This is a genomic window from Microcystis sp. M20BS1, assembly GCF_020245305.1.
Taxonomy (GTDB): Bacteria; Cyanobacteriota; Cyanobacteriia; order Cyanobacteriales; family Microcystaceae; genus Microcystis; species Microcystis ichthyoblabe_A.
The window spans coordinates 1-20,246 of sequence record NZ_JADBUZ010000178.1; the positions used below are offsets into that span (position 1 = coordinate 1).

20 protein-coding genes, 1 tRNA gene and 3 pseudogenes are annotated in these 20,246 nt (G+C 42.1%); 11 read left to right on the forward strand and 13 right to left on the reverse strand.

Going from position 1 to position 20,246, the window contains the following annotated elements; translation table 11 throughout:
- Nucleotides 1–91 (reverse strand): annotated as a pseudogene (locus tag IM507_RS17280) (flagellar assembly protein H); the annotation flags it as partial.
- A 4-nt stretch (nucleotides 92–95) separates the two neighbouring features.
- A complete protein-coding gene (gene uvrB, locus IM507_RS17285) occupies nucleotides 96–2,099 on the reverse strand; it encodes an excinuclease ABC subunit UvrB (RefSeq protein ID WP_002732244.1) in 2,004 nt (667 codons plus the stop codon).
- A 192-nt stretch (nucleotides 2,100–2,291) separates the two neighbouring features.
- Here uvrB and IM507_RS17290 point away from each other — a divergent pair, with 192 nt between their 5' ends.
- The 3 genes from IM507_RS17290 (at nucleotide 2,292) to IM507_RS17300 (ending at nucleotide 4,071) form a co-directional block, all read left to right on the forward strand.
- Nucleotides 2,292–2,780, forward strand: coding sequence for a hypothetical protein (locus IM507_RS17290; RefSeq protein ID WP_002733480.1), 489 nt, complete (start codon nucleotides 2,292–2,294; stop codon nucleotides 2,778–2,780).
- 80 nt (nucleotides 2,781–2,860) lie between these two features.
- Nucleotides 2,861–3,358, forward strand: coding sequence for a hypothetical protein (locus tag IM507_RS17295; protein ID WP_256094068.1), 498 nt, complete (start codon nucleotides 2,861–2,863; stop codon nucleotides 3,356–3,358).
- A gap of 314 nt (nucleotides 3,359–3,672) precedes the next feature.
- Nucleotides 3,673–4,071: a hypothetical protein gene (locus IM507_RS17300; protein WP_002734667.1), complete on the forward strand. Its 399-nt coding sequence runs from the start codon at nucleotides 3,673–3,675 to the stop codon at nucleotides 4,069–4,071.
- Between the two features lie 95 nt (nucleotides 4,072–4,166).
- Here the strand turns inward: IM507_RS17300 and IM507_RS17305 are convergent.
- The 4 genes and pseudogenes from IM507_RS17305 to IM507_RS17320 all read right to left on the reverse strand — a co-directional run.
- A pseudogene (locus IM507_RS17305) lies at nucleotides 4,167–4,580 on the reverse strand (Rpn family recombination-promoting nuclease/putative transposase); the annotation flags it as partial.
- Nucleotides 4,581–5,094: 514 nt separating this feature from the next.
- Nucleotides 5,095–6,585, reverse strand: coding sequence for an MFS transporter (locus tag IM507_RS17310; protein ID WP_002733864.1), 1,491 nt, complete (start codon nucleotides 6,583–6,585; stop codon nucleotides 5,095–5,097).
- A 22-nt stretch (nucleotides 6,586–6,607) separates the two neighbouring features.
- Nucleotides 6,608–7,390 (reverse strand): DNA repair protein RecO, encoded by a 783-nt coding sequence (gene recO / locus IM507_RS17315; RefSeq protein ID WP_002732991.1) that lies wholly within the window; start codon nucleotides 7,388–7,390, stop codon nucleotides 6,608–6,610.
- A gap of 289 nt (nucleotides 7,391–7,679) precedes the next feature.
- A tRNA-Ala gene (locus IM507_RS17320) sits at nucleotides 7,680–7,752 on the reverse strand.
- A 77-nt stretch (nucleotides 7,753–7,829) separates the two neighbouring features.
- Between IM507_RS17320 and trhO the strand changes: the two genes are divergently transcribed.
- Complete coding sequence (gene trhO / locus IM507_RS17325) at nucleotides 7,830–8,642, forward strand: oxygen-dependent tRNA uridine(34) hydroxylase TrhO (protein WP_002733376.1); 813 nt, start codon at nucleotides 7,830–7,832, stop codon at nucleotides 8,640–8,642.
- Between the two features lie 22 nt (nucleotides 8,643–8,664).
- Here the strand turns inward: trhO and IM507_RS17330 are convergent, their stop codons facing one another.
- From IM507_RS17330 to IM507_RS17345, 4 genes are read right to left on the reverse strand one after another with little or no spacing between them, the layout of a single operon-like run.
- Nucleotides 8,665–10,212: a protein kinase domain-containing protein gene (locus IM507_RS17330; RefSeq protein ID WP_287637398.1), complete on the reverse strand. Its 1,548-nt coding sequence runs from the start codon at nucleotides 10,210–10,212 to the stop codon at nucleotides 8,665–8,667.
- A 57-nt stretch (nucleotides 10,213–10,269) separates the two neighbouring features.
- Nucleotides 10,270–10,659, reverse strand: coding sequence for a coiled-coil domain-containing protein (locus IM507_RS17335; protein WP_002732724.1), 390 nt, complete (start codon nucleotides 10,657–10,659; stop codon nucleotides 10,270–10,272).
- 44 nt (nucleotides 10,660–10,703) lie between these two features.
- Complete coding sequence (locus IM507_RS17340; protein ID WP_042790277.1) at nucleotides 10,704–11,213, reverse strand: lipolpp family protein; 510 nt, start codon at nucleotides 11,211–11,213, stop codon at nucleotides 10,704–10,706.
- Nucleotides 11,214–11,257: 44 nt separating this feature from the next.
- Complete coding sequence (locus tag IM507_RS17345; RefSeq protein WP_287637399.1) at nucleotides 11,258–11,779, reverse strand: hypothetical protein; 522 nt, start codon at nucleotides 11,777–11,779, stop codon at nucleotides 11,258–11,260.
- A 367-nt stretch (nucleotides 11,780–12,146) separates the two neighbouring features.
- Between IM507_RS17345 and IM507_RS17350 the strand changes: the two genes are divergently transcribed.
- Nucleotides 12,147–12,674 (forward strand): hypothetical protein, encoded by a 528-nt coding sequence (locus IM507_RS17350; RefSeq protein WP_002734671.1) that lies wholly within the window; start codon nucleotides 12,147–12,149, stop codon nucleotides 12,672–12,674.
- Nucleotides 12,675–12,715: 41 nt separating this feature from the next.
- On the opposite strand, the gene IM507_RS17355 is transcribed toward IM507_RS17350, so the two are convergent.
- Entirely contained in the window at nucleotides 12,716–13,495 is a 780-nt protein-coding gene (locus IM507_RS17355; RefSeq protein ID WP_287637400.1) for a pentapeptide repeat-containing protein, read from the reverse strand.
- 419 nt (nucleotides 13,496–13,914) lie between these two features.
- Complete coding sequence (locus IM507_RS17360) at nucleotides 13,915–14,796, reverse strand: helix-turn-helix domain-containing protein (protein ID WP_002734017.1); 882 nt, start codon at nucleotides 14,794–14,796, stop codon at nucleotides 13,915–13,917.
- Nucleotides 14,797–14,993: 197 nt separating this feature from the next.
- Between IM507_RS17360 and carA the strand changes: the two genes are divergently transcribed.
- The 6 genes and pseudogenes from carA (at nucleotide 14,994) to IM507_RS17385 (ending at nucleotide 18,461) form a co-directional block, all read left to right on the forward strand.
- Nucleotides 14,994–16,142 carry a glutamine-hydrolyzing carbamoyl-phosphate synthase small subunit gene (carA, locus tag IM507_RS17365; protein ID WP_002731566.1) on the forward strand — a complete coding sequence of 383 codons (1,149 nt, stop codon included), beginning with the start codon at nucleotides 14,994–14,996 and terminating at the stop codon, nucleotides 16,140–16,142.
- Between the two features lie 74 nt (nucleotides 16,143–16,216).
- Nucleotides 16,217–16,567 (forward strand): STAS domain-containing protein, encoded by a 351-nt coding sequence (locus tag IM507_RS17370; protein ID WP_002733056.1) that lies wholly within the window; start codon nucleotides 16,217–16,219, stop codon nucleotides 16,565–16,567.
- A gap of 3 nt (nucleotides 16,568–16,570) precedes the next feature.
- A complete protein-coding gene (locus tag IM507_RS17375) occupies nucleotides 16,571–16,987 on the forward strand; it encodes a Mini-ribonuclease 3 (RefSeq protein ID WP_002734315.1) in 417 nt (138 codons plus the stop codon).
- Between the two features lie 9 nt (nucleotides 16,988–16,996).
- Nucleotides 16,997–17,086: pseudogene (locus IM507_RS23720) on the forward strand (IS200/IS605 family accessory protein TnpB-related protein); the annotation flags it as partial.
- Between the two features lie 99 nt (nucleotides 17,087–17,185).
- The gene (gene rlmB, locus IM507_RS17380) at nucleotides 17,186–18,052 is read left to right on the forward strand and encodes a 23S rRNA (guanosine(2251)-2'-O)-methyltransferase RlmB (protein ID WP_002733719.1); all 867 of its coding nucleotides are present in this window, start codon (nucleotides 17,186–17,188) and stop codon (nucleotides 18,050–18,052) included.
- 112 nt (nucleotides 18,053–18,164) lie between these two features.
- Nucleotides 18,165–18,461, forward strand: a complete 297-nt coding sequence (locus IM507_RS17385) for a DUF1816 domain-containing protein (RefSeq protein WP_004158539.1) — start codon at nucleotides 18,165–18,167, stop codon at nucleotides 18,459–18,461.
- A gap of 346 nt (nucleotides 18,462–18,807) precedes the next feature.
- On the opposite strand, the gene IM507_RS17390 is transcribed toward IM507_RS17385, so the two are convergent.
- Entirely contained in the window at nucleotides 18,808–20,241 is a 1,434-nt protein-coding gene (locus IM507_RS17390) for a bifunctional orotidine-5'-phosphate decarboxylase/orotate phosphoribosyltransferase (RefSeq protein ID WP_069475127.1), read from the reverse strand.
- Nucleotides 20,242–20,246: the final 5 nt, after the last annotated feature.

Below are 20,246 nucleotides of genomic sequence, written 5' to 3' on the forward strand. Positions count from 1 at the left end.
GTACAACCCGTGCCGATTTTACTTCTCCCAGAGAAGATAATAATTCTTCGAGATAATCTTTAGCAAACTGGTCATGAATAAATCTAGTCATAGGTTTATCTAACGTGATTTAATAATTTATCTCGCAATTGCTTAATCCGATCACGATATTTAGCCGCTGCCTCGAATTCTAGATTTTTCGCCGCTTCTTTCATTTGCGCTTCTAGTTGTTGAATTAATTCGGGAATTTGTTCTAAAGAAAGTTCTTCTATATTCTCATAAACCTGCTCTAATTGTTGGGAATTGAGACGACGGGAAATATCCAGAAAAGCCAAAATTGAATTACTCGACCTTTTAACAATCGGTTGCGGAATAATCCCATGTTTTTGGTTATATTCCTCTTGAATAGCTCGCCGTCTCTTAGTTTCTTCGATCGCATTAATCATACTATCGGTGAGATTATCTCCGTAAAGAATTGCCTGACCGCGAATATGACGAGCAGCCCGGCCGATAGTTTGAATTAAAGAGCGGGTAGCCCTTAAAAATCCTTCCTTATCTGCGTCTAAAATCGCCACTAGAGACACTTCCGGCAGGTCTAACCCCTCGCGAAGCAAATTCACCCCGATCAGCACGTCAAAGACCCCTTCTCGCAGGTCTTGGATAATTTCAATCCGTTGAATTGATTGAATTTCTGAATGTAGATATCTAACTTTAATTCCCCTTTCTTGCAAGTATTCGGTTAAATCTTCGGCCATGCGTTTGGTTAAAGTGGTAATCAAAACCCGTTCATTTAACCGCACTCGCTCCTTAATTTCCCCTAATAAATCATCCACTTGTCCCTCGGTTGGTCGCACAAAAATCTCTGGGTCTAAAACTCCCGTCGGTCGGATAATTTGTTCAACAATGTGATTTTCTGACTGTTCTAATTCCCAATCTCCCGGAGTGGCCGAAACAAAAATACATTGATTAACTTTCTGCCAAAATTCTTCCGACTTCAAAGGACGATTATCCGCAGCACTGGGTAAACGAAACCCGTGATCGATCAAAACTTTTTTTCGTGATTGATCGCCATTATACATTCCGCGAATCTGCGGCACACTGACATGAGATTCATCCACAACTAATAACCAATTTTGAGGAAAATAATCCACCAAACATTCCGGCGGTTCCCCCGCTAACCTACCCGCTAAATGCCGCGAATAATTTTCTACTCCGTTACAATAACCCACTTCCTGCAACATTTCTAAATCATAACGAGTCCGTTGATCCAAACGTTGCGCTTCCAGTAATTTGCCCGCTTTTTCTAACTCCAATAAACGGTTATCTAACTCGGTTTTAATATCCCGACAGGCTACCTCTAAACGTTCCTCCGGGGTAACAAAGTGACGGGCCGGATAAATACTAATTCGCTCTAATTTTTGCAAAACTTCCCCCGTCAGGGGATCGAGATAACGAATACTTTCAATCTCATCGCCAAAAAAATCAATTTTAATAACCCGATCCTCGTAAGCGGGAACAATTTCCAAAATATCGCCCTTGAGACGAAAACGGCCGCGAGTTAACTCCAAATCATTGCGATTGTACTGCACTGACACCAAGGCCCGTAATAATTGCCTTTGGTCGAACTCTTGACCAACTGTTAAGGAAATCGCCGCTTTCAGGTATTCCGCCGGCATTCCCAAACCATAAATACAACTAATGGAAGCGACGACGATCACATCCCTGCGTTCAAACAGCGAGCGCGTGGCTGAATGGCGCAGCATATCGATCTCATCATTAATTGAAGAACTCTTTTCGATGTAGGTATCGCTGACAGGAATATAAGCCTCCGGTTGATAGTAGTCGTAATAGCTGATAAAGTATTCCACGGCGTTATTGGGGAAAAATTGCCGCAATTCGTTACATAATTGGGCAGCCAAGGTCTTATTATGGGCTAGGACAAGGGTAGGCCTGCCGATTTTCTCGATCACAGCGGCAATGGTGAAGGTTTTGCCGGTGCCAGTTGCCCCCAAGAGGGTTTGGAAACGATGCTGGTTTTGCAGGGAATCTACTAATTTATCGATCGCTGCCGGTTGATCCCCGGTGGGTTGAAAGGGTGCTTGTAGTTGAAAAGCGGTCATTAGCGGCTAGGTGTAGAGAACAGGCAAAATAAATTATCAATCAAATTACCAACACTGATAGGGTTTTGGGGAAAGAAAGATGTATCTTAATATTAGAGAGGATTTTAAAAAAAGATTAAAAGTCTTCGAGAATACCCTAAACTTAAATCTTATCGTTTCTCCGAAGCTATTAACGGAAAGGAGTATCAGGTTATGACGGTGGAAAATCTAGAAACGAACGGGACTCAAACCCCAGCAACTACAGAAGAAAAGACCAGCACACGCGGTAAAGCTACTACGGCTAAAACCGCCAAAGATAAAGAAGTGGTCGCCCTTTCGGTGAAAAACAACGCTGAATCGGCTTCCAAAGCCTTAAAATTCTATCAACCCGAACATCGCTTACCCGAAAATCGTCCTGTTGGTACTAGCCATCTTCACTTCACGGAAGATGAAATGTTACCCGGAGGCCGTCCCGTAGAAGTTAGCCATCTGAAAGTGGTTAGTACCTATTCTTCCGTAGGTGGATTGCGTCCTGTCGGCTCTAGTGGTATGGAAGTTAGCAGCACTCTAGCGATTTCTGGCAATCGTCCGATTGCTCTCAGTCATCTGCACATTAGCGAAACTTATACAGTCATGGGTAATCGTCCCGTTGCTTCCAATGAAATCGATGATCCCGAAACTTTAATGGGATTTTTGGATTAATTGTTTTGTTGATCAAGATAGATTTTTTCCCTGTCCCGGACGGGGAATTTATTTTTTTTAGCTCACCGTTTTTAATCCCGATGCTGTTTAAGCAAAAATTGTTCTTAATTGTCTCCTTTCTAATAGTGGTTTTTTGCGGTTTCGGATTATTAAATCTTACCTACGATGCTTCAGTTTTAGCACCGCAGCAATATTACCAGATTCGATCGCTTCATACTTTACAATACCAGAAAGTCTTAGAGAATGAACTGGGGCGAGCCGGATATCTACTGTTGTTAATGATAGTTGGAACCTTGCAAATACTAAAGCAAGCTAAGTTAGAGATATTAGCAGAAGCACTACCAATACCAATCCTGTTTGAGAGTCGGAGAAAAAAACTAAAAAGATTTTTCAAGCTGGAAATTCTGAATATTGAAAAAATCTGGTTTCCCTGCCTAAAAGAGCTGTTAAAACAGCAGCAGAGATTCACAACAAAAGGATTAGTATATATTGCCATAGACTGGACGAGTTGGGGAGCAATTAATATCTTGATGGTGAGTTTGATTTATAACAAAAAAGCCATGCCAATATATTGGTAGATATTAGATAAAAAAGGAAGTAGTAATCTCGAAGAACAGCAGCGAGTATTGGCGAAAATATTGACGGTGCTATCAGGTCATAAAATAGTGGTGTTAGGAGATAGAGAATTTTGCTCGGTCAGTCTTAGAAAGTGTCTTCAGAAAAAGAGTTTGTACTTTTGTTTAAGACAAAAACAAAGTACAAATGTCAAGACAAAAGAATGAATTTATCAAGAAATGAGAGAGTTAGGTTTAAGTCCAGGAACTAAACTATTTTTGAAGGATGTCAATATTACAAAAGAGCAGGGATTTGTCGAGTTTAACTTAGCGGGTAAGTGGAAAAAAACTACTGGGGTTTTCAAACAAAAGAACCTTGGTATATTCTGACTAACTTTGGAGATTTAGAGACGGCAATAATTGCCGATCAAAAAAGATTTGATATTGGGGATATGTTTCGAGATTTTAAGTCGGGAGGCTATAGCTTAGAAGGTTCTCAATTAGCACCGCAATACCTATCAAAGCTGATAATTGTTATAGCTATCGCCTCTACAAGTGCCACAATGCAAGGTAAAAAAATTAAGGATATGGGAATCCAAAAATATGTCACAAGACCTGAAACAAGATATAAAGGTCAACGCAGACACAGCAGTTTTTATGTGGGTCAACATCTCTATCATTGGCTCCAGCTACATCAAATGTTCCCAAAAAAATATAGAAGAGCTAATGCAAATTAGCCGCTATCGGTTGAAGGATTACATCAAAGGACAAAGAGCGATATCGCTTGCCCTATCTACCTTCTAGCTCGCTTGTCCCCCTCTCAGCTCTCAGAGTTAAATTCTAACACCTTAAAATCGGGAAAATCGACTACATACTGACTAATTGCTTCTTTTTTGGGCTGGGAGTAAGAAAAAATTACAATCGGATAAATCGGTAAGACAAATTTCTCATGAAAGCGAGCAAAATAAGTAAACATCCGCCGGTTAAACCACTTTCGAGAACTTTCCTGCGCCTCGACATAAATCAGAAAGAAAGATTCTTTTCCGCGAAACCTAACTTGTGCTACTAAGTCGCTTTCATGCCTTTCTCCTTCCGTGACATCGGTAAATACTTCTTTGTCTAAAAAAGTAATTGAGTCTGTGTCTAAATAATTCATTACTTCAGGAAAAAACAACTCAATAAATTCGACAAAAAAGGTGGAAATCAATTCCTTAAATAAGCGATCATGATCAACATTATTAGTCATGTAATATCATCTTAACTAATCTCATCGGTGAATGACTACCAGAAAATAACAACTCTTTGATTCTAACAAGTTTAAGGTTACTTGACAATACTTACGGTAAAAGTGGACATTAAATCAATAAAAGTTGACAAAAGTGTAGCGGGTTAGCTCACTCTTAGGATTATCCAGAAAACGGGTTTCTTTAAGAAACCCGTTTTCTATTATTTTAAAGAGGTTGAGAATATCCTCTCGTTGATAACCCTGTTCGTACAACCGTTTAGTGGCGTTGTCAAGTTTGAAGATGATGGCGCATCAGAGCAGACTTGAAAACGCTTTAACAGTAAGGCTCTCGTTGTGTCGCAATTCATTCTTCATATTCTGATCTGACAACGCCCGCTTCTTTGCGGGGGAGATAGGAGAATAAATAAAGGCAATCTCCTGACTCCTGACTCCTGATAACTGACTCCTGATAACTGACTCCTGATAACTGACTCCTGATAACTGATAACTGATAACTGATAACTGAAAAGTTCCGCTAATCTTTAGATAAATTGCCAGAAACATACCAAGTAAAACCACCGCCGATAACTGCCATAACTGCTAAAGCTAATAGTACCGGTCGGAGTCCGAATTGAGTTTCGGCGATACCCGCAACAGCTAAGGGTAAAGAGAGGGCAATATTAACGGCATTGTTTTCTAAACCAAAGACTTTACCGCGCATTTCGGGGGGTGTATCTGCCTGTAGGGTAGTTTGCATGGGAACCCCGACTAAAGCGGCAAAAATCCCTAATAAAGCGGTCATAGCGAAGGCTAAAATTAAACTCTTTGTTGCTAAAGATAAACCGATTAAAGCTGCCGCCATACCCAGAGAACCCCAGAGACTTAATTGGGTGTGGGAGAATTTTTGGCCCCAATAACCCAAAGTAATCGCACTAACTGCCATTCCTGCACCACAGGAGGCTAATAAAAAGCCGAATTGAGAAGCTTTTAACCCGGGTAGTTTTTCCGCCATACTGACGGCTAATACTGATAGAGCAGCAAAAATACAGAATAAGATGACTAATTGAATTAGGGCGTTACGAACTTTATGATTTTTGTTGAGGTAACGAATGCCGTCGCGGATATCTTCCCAAACATGGGGCTGTTCTGCGGTAGGAATAATATATTTTTCGCTAGTTCGCAGGATAATTAGAATTAAACCGGCAATTATATAAAAACCACCGACAATCATCACTTTGCCAATATCAAATTGTCCGGCTCTAGTGCCGAAAATGCTATCGGCAAAAGCTAATAGAGGTTCACCGATGGCAAAACCGATAATTAATACCGCCATGGTGGTTAAAGTGCTGAGGGAATTAGCGGGTAGAAGATGACGACGTTTTACTACTAATGCCAGGGTAGATTGTTCGGCGGGGGCAAAAAATTGGGTTAGGGTGGAGACAAGAAAAGTAATGACTAACAACAGGAAAAAACCGAAGGGTAAATTAAATTCTCCTTGTAGCCGGTAATGCCAATTTCTTAAACCGTCAGGCAACCAACCGAGGGGAACCGCTAAAGTTTGCTCGCGCACTAACCATAATAATAGGGGTATGACGAGGACAAAAGCCCCGCGTAAAAGGTTAGAAATAACTAAAACTTGTTTTTTTAACCATCTATCAACATATACACCCGCCACCGAACCCACTAACACCGCCGGAATTGTATTAGCAATCATTATCGCCGATACCCAGCCGCTAATCGATTGATCGGCTTCTTGGTAATGGGTGGCAATTAGGGAGATCATCAGGACTAAATAGAATTTATCCGCTAATTGGGAAAAAATTCCCCCCGCCCAGAGAATGAGAAAGCGCGGGTTTTTTAGCACTGGGGCAAAACCCTGACTAGGATTGGATTTGGGCGCACGTTTAGGCAAGCGGTTCATGGTTTCTGCGTCGGATTGCCTCGGTGAGGAATCGGAAGAATTAAAAACAGGAGTGGGGGAGGCGCTGGACGTAGCGTCGTCAGTTTCTGAGTCAAACAGTTGCATTATGATGATTTTTGCTATCTGTTTAAAATTCTAAGGGAGATAAACCCTCAACTAATGCCGAGGAGCGAAAAGTTTTTCCCAGATGATATTGAGTATAGCGACGCAGCAAACGATCGAGGTTAATCCAAGCTAGTTCTGAGGTAAGGTTTTCTTCTGGGGGAAAATCTGTTTTTCCTAGGCATTGCAGTAATTGCAGTTCTTGCCGCGTCAGTTTACTATCGATTTTGGGCGGGTTGATTGTTTCTGTTAGGGCAGCTAGATCTATTATTCCCCCTGCCTCGAAACTAAATCCTAGGCAATTGTCCCCAATTAAAGCTTTTCCCGTCAACAGGCAGTTATGGACTTGCGGCACTAAGCCGGCAATTATTAAGAAATGAAAAATTGCTTGACAAAGGTAGGGAAGTATGTATTCATTCTCGTCGAGGACTTCAATTCTGGCCAGATGGCTGCAGATTAATTCGTATAATTCCCTCTGGGGTTGTTCGCTCAGGGCGATCGCCAAAACCAGTTCACAGAGGTATTGACTAACGGTTAGTTTGGCGAGATTTTGACTTAATTTGGGATAAGATTCGATAGTTTCAGCTTGAACGACCTTATCTAGGGATTTTCCTGCGACTATCAACAGATTATTGACCACAAATAGTTCACTTCTACCTCGCAGGGAAGATTTATACTTGCGCGCACCTGGAGCGATGGCTCTAATTAAACCATACTCGGCGGTCAAAATAGTTAAGAGGCGATCGGCTTCTCCGAAGGCCATTCCTTGCAGATTGATTCCAGTAGCTTGATAGGTACGAGACATCATTTAGTAATTAGGGTTTGCCGAACAAGTTTGTTGGTGGGGACAGGGTGCGGGGTGTGGGGTGTAGGGTGTAGGGTTTTACCGATTTTGAGGGGGTCAATTACCTAATTTTCAGGGAAAAAGTCCCTGAATTTTCCCCCCGATCACTCCCATACCTGGTACTTTTTGATTGACAAAAGGTCTAAAAGTCTTACCCAACAAGGTTTTTAGATTTTTTCAGCAAACCCTAGCTAATTGTCTCCCCAAGAAGACTTGAGCTAATCACCAAGCAAAGAGGAATCAGTCATGACTATGGAGGTTAGCGGACTCGAACCGCTGACATCCTGCTTGCAAAGCAGGCGCTCTACCAACTGAGCTAAACCCCCGATCTGGTTTTTGAGACACTCTCGTTATTATAACCTATAGTGAAAAATATTACAAGTTAATTTTTCCCTTGCCTGCCATGTCTTATCTAGTCGCCACTTTTTACCAGTTTGTGGCTTTGTCAGATTATCGTCAAAAACAGCCAGAAATACAAAAATACTGCCAAGAAAGAGGAATTAAAGGAACTATTCTTCTGGCAGCCGAGGGGATTAACGCAACGATCGCCGGGAACCGTCAAGCGATCGCTGAAGTGATTAGTTGGTTAAAAACCGATACTCGTTTAGCTAATCTAGAGGTGAAAGAGTCTGTTTGTGATTATTTGCCCTTTCAACGCTTAAAAATTCGCTTAAAAAAGGAAATTGTGACTTTTGGTCAACCCAAGGCTAATCCTCTCGAAAACACAGGAATTTATCTCAAAACTGAAGAGTGGAACCAATTGCTGAAAGAGCCGGACGTGGTAGTGATCGATACTCGTAATAATTATGAAGTGGCGATCGGTACTTTTGCGGGAGCGCTTAACCCAGAAATCCAGCATTTTCGCCAATTTCCTGAGTATATTCAGGAAAATTTTGATAGTATTAACGATAAAAAAATAGCTCTTTTTTGTACGGGGGGAATTCGTTGTGAAAAGGCGGCAGCTTTTTTATTAAATCAAGGCTTTTCTCAAGTTTATCAGCTAGAGGGAGGTATTTTGAAATACTTAGAAGAAGTTAGTCCCGATCAGAGTCTTTGGCAAGGAGAATGTTTTGTTTTTGATCAAAGAGTGGCACTAACAGCTAATCTAGAGGTAGGACATTATGAAATGTGTCCCGCTTGCGGTCATCCCATCGATGAAAAAGATAAACAGTCCCCCAATTACCGAGCAGGAATATCTTGTCCCTATTGTAGTTAATCTTATCCTATTTAGTATCTGGTTACTTTTTTTTGCGGATTTGTGTACCAGAAATCATGTCATGAAGGGCGCGTTTTTTCTTTGTCCAGGCTGCCAGTAAAAAGCCCAAATATAAGGGAGCAGTGGAGAGATATTTTAGTAAGTAGCGGCGATTTGCTCTTGCAAAAGATATGCGTCGGCCTTGGCTATCGGTGACGGATAAATCAAAAAACATTTTACCAATAGTGGCTTTAAAAAGATATTCTAAGAAAACATAATATAACCATTTAATAACTATTCCTAAACCAAGAGCAGTCAGAATGGCAATATGTTCGTGAGTAAAGTTAATTTTGGCTTGAATATTATAGATAATTGCCGCTATAAATAAAGCAAAACCAAAAATTGTTGTTCCGGCTGCACTTAATCCTGCTGCATAGTAAACCCAGATTTCTTTGGGAATATCAAAGTTAAGATTTAAATCTTGAAAAGTTGACCATTGTTGTAAGCGAAAACAGATATAACCACCTAATAAAGCTGCGATAATAAAAACGATAAAAGAATCAATTAAAGAAGCTTTGAAACGGAGCCAAAACCCAGCATAACTGGGAGAAATTGCGGCGAGTAAAGAAATAAGTGCAGGATTGGGAATAGGAATAATTTTAGGTTTTTCAGGAGGAGAATTTTTAGTTTTTTTAGTTTGATGGGGATTGGCTTTAATATCGGTAATAATTTTTAGCAAAGTTTTGGTATCTTTCGGTCGATCAATAGGTTTTTCTGCCATTAAATTATCGATAAAATCTGCTAATCGAGAAGGGATATTTTGTGCATATTTACGCCAGTTAAATTCATTTGTATTAATATTATAAATTTTCGGGTCACTGGGTTCTTTACCGGTTAACAAAAAGACGAAAGTTTTGCCCAAAGCATAAAAGTCTGATTGGGGGACAGAGTGACCAAGAGATTGTTCAGGAGGAGCATATCCGGGGGTATAAATTCCCGTATTTTTGCCTCCTGCTAGGACGGTTTTAGTCACCTGTCGCGCTGCCCCAAAATCAATTAAAACTAATTGACCATCGGGTTTTAAGATAATATTAGAGGGTTTGATATCACGATGATAGAATTTATGTTTATGAACTTCATGGAGAATATTAGCCAACTGACTTAACCAATCCAAAGCGAGATTATAATCAATCGGTTTAAATCCTCTTTGTTTTTGATGTTCTTCTAAGTCAATACCAGCAATTTTCTCCATGACTAAACAGTGTAAAGCAGTTTGACTCTCCCGGGGATGATAAATAAAATAGTTTTCTCCTTTGGGAATACCAGGGTGATTTAATTGTTTTAAAAGATTGGCTTCCTGTTGAAATAAATCAATAGCTTTGCTAGAATCGTAGGTAAGAACTTTTAACACTTTAGGTATTTTACGTTCATCTATCACTTCATAGGTATTACCGAATCCACCTTTGGCACTCAATAAATTTGTGACTCGATATTTACCATTTAAAAGCAAGTCGGAACCACAGGATTGACAGTAACGACTCTCCGTGATACTTTTCGGTTTGGGACAATGAGGATTAATACAAAAACTCATAGATTTTATTGGTAGAGTAAAAAATAAACTTGATGATAACAATATTCCTTGATATATTTAAGGTTTATTACCAAGAAAAAAGCCGCGCAATCCCAAAGTTACCACGGCACTTAAAAAAGCCACAACCATGGGAATAATCAGAGATTTAAACCCTTTCAAGTCCGCAATATCTTTAACTAGAATTGCATAACCATCTTCGACTTTTTCCAGTCGTTTATCCATTGTTTCAAATTTCTGATCAAGAGTTTTAATATCTCCTTTGATTTCTGTGACTTCCACCTTTAAATCATTAACATCTTTTTGGAGATTGTCGATTTTCTGATCCATATCTCTTTGGAGATTGTCGATTTTCTGATTCACATCTCTTTGGAGATTGTCGATTTTACTCTCGATCCTTGTCAGGACAGATTCAAGGGAATAGGTAACGGTTTCGCTAGTTTGTGTCATAATTAAAACCCTCTTACAGATAACTACTTTATTGAAATAAAAAATTAAGGTTTATTACCAAGAAAAAAGCCGCGCAATCCCAAAGTTACCACGGCACTTAAAAAAGCTACAACCATGGGGATAATCAGGGATTTAAACCCTTTCAAGTCCGCAATATCTTTAACTAGAATTGCATAACTAGATTCGACTTTTTCCAGTCGTTTATCCATTGTTTCGACTTTCTGATCAAGATTTTTAATATCTCCCTTGATTTCTGTGACTTCCACCTTTAAATCATTCACATCTTGTTGGAGACTGTCAAATTTTTGATTAACATCTTTTTGGAGACTGTCAAATTTTTGATCCATAGCCCTTTGGAGATTGTCGATTTTCTCATCTACATCTCTTTGAAGACTGTCAATTTTCTGATCCATATCTCTTTGGAGACTGTCAAATTTTTGATTAACATCTCTTTGGAGAGAGTCAATTTTCTGATTAACCTCTTTAATGCTATCTTTAATTTCTTTCAGGACAGATTCGAGAGAATAGGTAACGGTTTCGCCAGTTTGTGTCATAATTAACAACCTCTTACAAATAACTACTTTCTTGACATAAAAAATTAAGGTTTATTACCAAGAAAAAAGCCGCGCAATCCTAAAGTTACCACGGCACTTAAAAAAGCTACGACCATGGGGATAATCAGGGATTTAAACCCTTTTAAGTCCGCAATATCTTTAACTAGGATTGCATAACTATCTTCAACTTTTTCCAGTCGTTTATCTATTCTTTCGACTTTCTGGTCAAGAGTTTTAATATCTCCCTTGGTTTCTGTGACTTCCACCTTTAAATCATTAACGTCTTTTTGGAGACTGTCAAATTTTTGATTCATATCTTTTTGAAGACTGTCAAATTTTTGATCCATATCTCTTTGGAGACTGTCAAATTTTTGATCCATATCTCTTTGGAGACTGTCAATTTTCTGATTAACATCTCTTTGGAGATTGTCAATTTTCTGATCCATATGTCTTTGGAGACTGTCAAATTTTTGATTAACATCTCTTTGGAGATTGTCGATTTTACTCTCGATCCTTGTTAGGACAGATTCGAGAGAATAGGTAACGGTTTCGCTAGTTTGTGTCATAATTAACAACCTCTGGTCGATAAGGCCAAATATAATTAGGTTATACTGAAAAAGTTTGGCGTTGGTGTGGGGTTTTACCCATTTTCAGGGAAAAAGTCCCTGAATTTTCCCTCTGATCACTCCAATGGCCGGCACTGTTTGATTTGAAAAAAGCCTAAAGATATTATCCAACAAAGTTTTTAGATTTATTCAGCCAGCCCTAAGTATTCCCCTATTGCCTATTGCTAGGGACTAAGGACGATTACGCTACCGAAAAAATTCCATTGTGGCCAGAGATCGATCATGGTAATTTAAGAAAGCGATCGGGGAACTCTAACAGGGAAGATCCCGACCCTAACCAGGGAGTGACTGTTTAACCGTCTGTCCTATGTACAAGTCTATTACTGTTTTAACGCTGCTGACGGGAATTATCGCCGTTGACGTGGTTTTTGCTCAATCCACTGTTAATCTTCCCATCACAGTTCAACAGGGAGAATCCTACGAAGCATTATTGACTAGAGCATCGCAATTAGCCGAGAAAACTATCATCAGTCGTTTTAATCAACAACAGGGTATTAATAAAATTGATTTATTGATAACGGCCGAAAAATCAGGGGCGATCGCACCTCTCCTCTCGGTGAAGGTATCCCGTCAAGATTGGTTTGGTCATCCCAATATTCAACGCTGGAGAAATGTTTTTCCCTTTGGCAAAGCTCTCCTCGGTTTTAGCTCTCCCGCACCCGTCGTCACTCCGAAAAGTCCCCCCGTTGCCGTTAATCCCAGTCCATCTCCAGCAGCATCTCCCGGCGCTACCACTCCTCCTCCTCCCCCTACTTTACTCTTCGAGGATGAGCCGAATAATGCTCCCCCAATCCCCATTCCTAACCAAAGATTAACCACTCCAGCTAATCGTTAATTGATAGGAAAAGGACGGGCTTTCGGAAGATATATTGACTTTTAAGTAGCAAAACGGGGCTGAAACCAGTCTAGGGGAAAAATATCATCTTCTTGGGCGGTTTCTGTCCAACCAGTGACACTCTCAAAACAAGTCCCCGTCAAGTTAGCACCCCTCAAGTCCGCTCCCTGTAGATTTACCTGTTGTAAACGCGCTCCCGCTAGATTAGCACCCGCTAAATTGGCCCCGTGTAAATCACTACCCGTCAGACGTGCCTCACTAAAATTAGCCCTTTCTAAATTGGCCCCTTGAAAGTCCACCTCTTTCAGAAAAGAGCCCCTAAAATTGGCTTCCCTTGCGGAAATCTGACGACATTTAGCCCCACTTAACCGCGCTTCCTGCAAATTGGCCCAATTGAGATTGACTTTATCTAGGGTTGCCTCCAAGAGATTAACTAAGTATAAATTCGCCCCGCATAAATTCGCCCCGCATAAATTCGCTCCCCGGAGATTAGCATGGGAAAGATCCGCCCCACTTAAGCGCGAGTTACGCAGGTTTGCCTGTACCATAAAGGCCCCGGTGAGATTGGCTTTGGTTAAGTCCGCTTCCACTAATTGCGCTTGACTTAATTTGGCATAGGTTAAATTCGCCCAATTCAAACTCGCTCCCCGCAGATTTGATTTAGTCAAAAAAGAGCGACTCAAATTAGTTCCGCGCAAATTGGCCGCAGCAAAATTGACAGCGATTAGAGTCACTTGTTGTAGATCTAGACTCATCAAGTCAATGGCTAAAAAATCCCGGTCTCCTTGTTCGTAGAGTCTTAGTAACTGATTAACTTTCATCTCCCTTCTTCTACTTATAAGATGGTGGTTAAGAAGTAATCAACAAAAGCACCTAAAAACTTTGTCCGATAACTCACTCTGCTTTTAGATGAGCAATTTACGATGCCCTCCTTTGAGTTTATGTAAAGTTTTTTTTCGATTTTTTAAGAGAAGATAACGCGAACAGCAAGTTAATTTTCATCATAGTTAAGTAGCTTGGCTAAAACAGTTGGACTGGTTTTTCCAATTCTACCCCAGTCCATAGGGTAATTAGTATCTAACACTACTCTTGTTAAAAAACTTATCTATTGTTTAAATAGGAGACTCCGAGACAGGAGACAGGAGATTATTTTTATTTATTCTTTCCACACCCTACACCCCACACCCTACACCCCACACCCCACACCCCACACCCCACACCCTGCTAACCCGCTAATTCCCTACTCTAAAGCGTAGATACGACCATCCATGAGCAGACGGGTGATCCCTTTCGCTTCCAGTTGAGCGTGAGCTTTTTCGATCAGGCGACCGTCGGGAACTTTAATCACTTTTTCCTTGCGCTTGGAGAAACGACGAGCGATGCGATGACTTTCAAAGATGGGGAGAGTGCGCTGCTGGATTTCCTGAGGGGGAACCTTACCCAATTCGGCAAAATCCTTGAGGGGACGGGTGATTAATTCGGCAGCACGATCGATGACCAAGTAACAGGTTTTGGGAAAAGCCGCCGCCGAGAGGGGTAAGATCTGTAATTGGGCGGTTTTAACGATAGTCGGGCCTAAATAGCTGTCCGCTAGTTCCCCCTCCTCCTCATCTTCATCCTCATCCTCCTCTTCATCCCAATCCTCGTCAAGCTCATCTTCTTCCTCCTCTTCCTCGATAGCTTCGACGAAAAACTCGCTTAAATTAGCGGTTTCTAGGGTCTTATCGCCATTAATTTCTGTATCTTCTGGATTATCTGCTTCTGGCGGGTAAACGGTATCCATTAACAGGGTTAATTGTTCCACAGAAGCGATCGGTGGCTCAAAAGCCTGCTCATCCTTAGCTGCGATTTGGGCTGCCCGAACACTAATCACCTCGATCGCTTTTTCTGGTAGATCCGCTGCTGGCTCCTCCTCCTCAAGGCCGCGACCATTGCGGGCCAAGCGTTTTTTCTGGATTAACTGCTCGTATTCCTCGCCAGAAAAAGAATTTTTGAGAAAACGACTGACCGTAGAACTACTCACTCCATAACGCTCGGCTAAGGTGGAAGTGGTGGCCTCCGTTTCCCGATAAAGCTTAAGAATTTCTTTTTTCGTGGCATCAGTCAGTTTTCTTGGACTCATATTACTTATATAGTTATTTTTTAAGCGATAGGATTTTGCCGATGGCTAGTCAGGGGAGGCTGTTGTCCTTGAGCGGATGTACTCTTAATCATAAAACGCTCTAGCCAATTAAAACTAAGCAATTCGTTTTCTAGTCCCTGTTCTAGTCTATCCTTGACTTCTGTTTCTCACCACTACTCAAGATTAAAAAATTGACGATGATATCCAGTGCTGCTAGTCAAAAAGCCTTATTAGTTCTGGCCGATGGTACAGTTTACGAGGGTTATTCCTTCGGCTCCAAGGGAACCACCGTCGGCGAAGTTGTCTTTAACACGGGGATGACCGGTTATCAGGAAGTCCTCACCGATCCCAGTTATGCTGGTCAAATCGTCACTTTTACCTATCCAGAATTGGGAAATACGGGGGTTAACCCCGAGGATGAGGAGTCAATTCGTCCCCAGGTGAAAGGAGCGATCGCCAAAAACATCTGCCACCGGCCCAGTAATTGGCGTTCTAGCCAATCTCTACCGGATTATCTGGCCGCTCATCATGTTATTGGCATCTATGGCATCGATACCCGGTCCCTGACCCGCAAAATTCGCTCGGTTGGGGCGATGAATGGGGCAATTTCCACGGAAATACTCGATTATCACGATTTACTGCGGCTGGTGCAGGCGGCCCCCAGTATGGCGGGATTAAATCTCGTCAAAGAAGTAACCACCAAGGAAGTGTACGAATGGACGACTCCCACTCCGTCCGCCTGGGAATTTGCGCCAATTGATAGCGATCAAGAACCGTTAACGGTGGTGGCGATCGATTTTGGCATCAAACGCAATATTCTCCGGCGTTTAGCCAGCTACGGTTGTCGGGTGATCGTGGTTCCCGCTGACACTCCCCCGGAAAAAATCGCCGCCTATAATCCCGATGGTATTTTCTTTTCTAACGGACCGGGAGATCCAGCGGCTGTCACCGAAGGTATTGCCCTAGCCAAGCAACTTTTGCAAGGGGAAAAACCCACTTTTGGCATCTGTATGGGTCATCAAATTTTAGGCCTATCCCTAGGGGCAGAAACCTTTAAACTGAAATTTGGCCATCGCGGGTTAAATCAACCCTGTGGACTGCAGCAACAGGTGGAAATTACCAGTCAGAATCACGGTTTTGCCGTGCAGGAAGCCTCTTTAAATCCGCAAGTGGAGATTACCCATCTCAACCTCAATGATCGCACCGTAGCGGGTTTAAAACACAAGTCCTTGCCCTTTTTCTCGGTGCAATACCACCCCGAAGCCAGTCCTGGCCCCCACGATGCCGATTATCTGTTTGGCAAATTTGTTGATTTAATGCGGCAAGCAAAAAAGGATCGGGCGTAAATTTTTAGGATATACTAGGGTTTTGATTTTTACGGCTCTAGAGCTAGGAGGCGATTATTCCAGAAGCAATTAACTTGACTGTCAGCTTGCGAGGCACCCGCGAGGTCAGAGATAAGTACCAAATTTTCCGTTTGACGGGTCTTTTAGATGCCTTTTCCGAACCGACTTTTTGTAAGGTGATCGAAGGCTATGTGGAGCAGGGTCCTAAGGATGTGATTATTAGCCTGGCTCAGATTGATTTTATCGATAGCTCCGGTTTAGGGGCTTTGGTAAAATTGGTGAAAAAGGCCAAAACCGAAGGGGGCAGTTTACAAATTGTTACCAATGCGCGGGTAACTCAAACCGTAAAACTGGTGCGATTGGAGAAGTTTTTTTCCCTGCGATCCACCCTGGAAGCGGCGATCGAATATCTAGAAAAAGCGTAAATCGTGGAATCTCCTCTCGAAAAACTTCGCTTACAGGTCAGTGGCCAGGGTTCACCAATCCTAGAGGGTCTTGACCGATTATCGCCCGCTTCTCTGGCCTATCTGGGGGATGCTGTTTATGAATTATACATCCGCACCTATTATTTACTGCCGCCCCAGCGTCTGGGAGACTATCACGCTCAGGTGGTGGGCAAAGTCAGGGCCGAACAACAGGCTTTAGATTTAGCGCAACTGCAGCCCTATCTGACGGACCAAGAAAAAGAAATTCTGCGCCGGGGACGCAATGCGGTCACGGGAAAACGTCGTCGTCTGACAGCCCAAGTCTATCAGCAGGCCAGCAGTTTAGAAACCCTGTTCGGCTATCTTTATCTACAAGACCCCTCAAGATTACATCAACTATTAGAAAAACTAGAATTATAGCCCTCAGGTATTTTACGAAAAGCATTCCCAAATGCGTTTAACTGCTATGGGATAGAGAGGTGCGTAGTTCACCCAAGGAGAATTAATCTCTCGAAGTAAAAGTGAAGGGAATTTCTGCAATGGAATTGAGTCTGTCTATATTTGACTATACTTTTACTAACTATTATTCCCGACCCCCTTTTATTAATCCATGCAATCATGAGCGATCGACCATTTCGTAGCAAGTCCGATAATAGTAATTTTCGCCGGCCCTCGCGGTCAAAAACTGGGCCAATTCTGGCTAAATCCCCGACAGTAACTCCAGAAAACCAAGAAGCTGATGATCTGCTCTACGGTCGCCGGGTGGTTTTAACGGCCATGGAGGAGGAGCGCCAACTGAATCGGATTTGGGTAGTCAATCGACTCCGTTACGATCCCCGTTATCATACCCTTTTGGAAAAAGCCAAAGCCAACGGCACGGTAATTGATGAGGTGGACGATCTCCGTCTCGATCAGATTACCAGTAAGGCCAATCATCAGGGGATCGCCGCCCAAATGTCTCCCTATGAGTATATCGAATTAGCCGATCTGATCGAAAAAGCTAAGGGCAAAAGTCGCCACCCCGTCATCGTCATCGCTGAAGGTATTACGGATCCCCATAACCTTGGGGCAATCATTCGCACCGCCGAAGCTATGGGTTGTCAGGGGGTAGTTATTCCCCAACGTCGCGCCGCTGGGGTGACATCGACGGTGATGAAAGTGGCGGCGGGGGCCCTGGAATATTTACCCGTCGCTAGGGTGGTTAATCTCAATCGTGCTTTAGAGGAATTAAAAGCGGCCGGTTTTTGGCTCTACGGCACGGCGGCAAAAACTGGTAAATCTTTACACACAATCAATTTAACGGGTGCGATAGGATTGGTGGTAGGTTCGGAGGGAGAGGGTTTGAGTCTGTTGGCCCAAAAGTCCTGCGATGAGTTGGTATCTATCCCCTTGGCAGGCAAAACCCCCAGTCTCAATGCTTCGGTGGCGGCGGCTATGGCTCTTTACGAGGTTTACCGGCAACGCTGGCAAAATTCCCCCGACTGAAAATCTGTATTTTTCGACACTCCCAATAGCCAAAAGGAGAAAGTATAAATAGAATAGGAAGGAAGTTTGCGAAATGTAAACAAACGTAACAAAACCACCAGAGTAGATTTAGATGGGGAACGAAATGAAAGAATTTTTGATTAGCTTACTCGAAAGGTTCGGATTAGCCTACTGGGTCGAGATTAAAACCGACTATCCCAGATGTACTTATTATTTTGGTCCTTTTCTCGCTAAAGACGAGGCTGAAGTCGCTCAAGCTGGTTACGAAGAAGATTTGAAAACAGAAGGAGCGCAGGGGATTAAATTGCATATAAAACGTTGTAAACCCGAAGATTTAACTATTTTTGAGGAAAAGGAAGAAGGTAAGCTCCTCAATCCCTTAAAGGTCTTACGCAGTCAAGTTTCTTAACAATTTCCAGTGATCGGTAATCAGTGATCAGCTTCTGAAGGCAACAGGCAACAGGCAAAAGGCAAAAGGCTCCAAGAAAGGATTCGGCGATTCTCCTACCGAAAAAGAAGGCTAGAAACTAAGTAGAGCTTGCTGAATAAATGTGAAATATAGACGAGGTAAGGGTTTTAGGGTTCTGTTTCGCTCCCACAGGTGCAAGATTTTGAGAGAATCGTGGTTCAAAACCTGGCCTCTTCATCGGCCCGCGTCCTGTAGGGGCGAAGCATTCGGGCAATAACCTATCGGTGAAACCCTAGATATTCTATCCGAATGCTTCGCCCCTACTTTTTGCCGCAAACCCTAAATATCAATGGGAGCGATTTAAAAAACAGCTATATTCTGCTTCTGTCAGTCTTCCCGCTTCGTAGAGAGTATCGGTAATTTCTGCTAGGGTTAAAACCGAATAAGGTTGATAACCATGGCTACGAAGTTTATCTTTAACAGGGCCACCATGGTCGATAAAAACCACAATATCATTAACTAATAATCCCGCCGATTTAATCTTTTCTGCCCCCTCGATCGCACTTTTGCCAGAAATTAAAATATCGTCCACTACTACCACGGTTTCCCCCACTTGAAAATTACCTTCAATTACTCTTCTTGTGCCGTGAGCTTTTACTTCTTTGCGGGGGAAAATCATCGGATGATTTAATAATAAAGATAAACCCGTAGCTGTAGGTAAAGAACCGTAGGGGATACCAGAAATGCGGTCAAATGTCAAGGTTTTTAATATTTCTCCATAGGCTTCAATTACCTGCTGAAAAATATTAGGATTAGAGATAATTTTTCTCAGATCGATATAATAGGAAAAAGTTTCTCCCGATGCTTGCACATAGTCGCCAAACATCAAGCAGCCAATATCAAATAATTGTAGAATTAAATCCTGATGAGGATGTTGTTTTAAAAGACAAACGTTAGCAGTCCAAGTATCATCTTGGCTCGATTCTTGCTGGTGATTTTGTTGAATTTTGTTGACTTCCTCTCGTAAATCCTTGACTTTTGCCCCCAAATCGGGTTGAGATAAAAAGTCTTGGGGTACAGGAATTAATAAACCCTCGCCATGACTATTTAAACCCACAGTAATTAACTCGGAGAATTGACTTTTTTCTTCCCAAATACTGCGTAATAAAATCAATCTTTCGGGAGCAAAATTGCGAATCCTTTTCAATATCTCTGGTTGAGTAGTTCCCACTTCTAAAAATACTTGTTCGGGAGTTCCCCAAGTGCAAGCTTCTTTGACAACTTGCAGATAAAAAGGATTATCGCGACTGGGGAATTCTTGCAGATTAATCGCGCCTTGATTGGAAGTATGACAGAGGATAAAAGCGCCATGCTCGGGGTAAACTAAAAAAGGAGCAACGTGATCCTGTCCGGAGTAGGGATTGAGAGTAACCGCGTCCACCTGCCAAGTTTTAAAGATAGTCTCGGCTAAAATACTGCTAGTATTAATATCGCCGTGTTTAGCATCCAAAATGACCGGGATATGAGGGGGAATTGCCGTTAAAATTCGCTGTAATAATTCTAACCCTGCCGCTCCCAAAGCTTGATAAAAGCCTAAAGTTGGTTTGTAGGCACAGACAAAAGGGGCAGTTTCATCGATAATAAACTTGAGCCACTGTTCTAAATTAACGATTAATTCTCCCGGGGTGGAGGGCATCATTTCGGGGTTAGCATCTAAACCGAGGACAAGTAGAGTCTGGTTTTGACTAATGGCGTGGTTTAACTTTTGAAAAAAATTCATCGGTT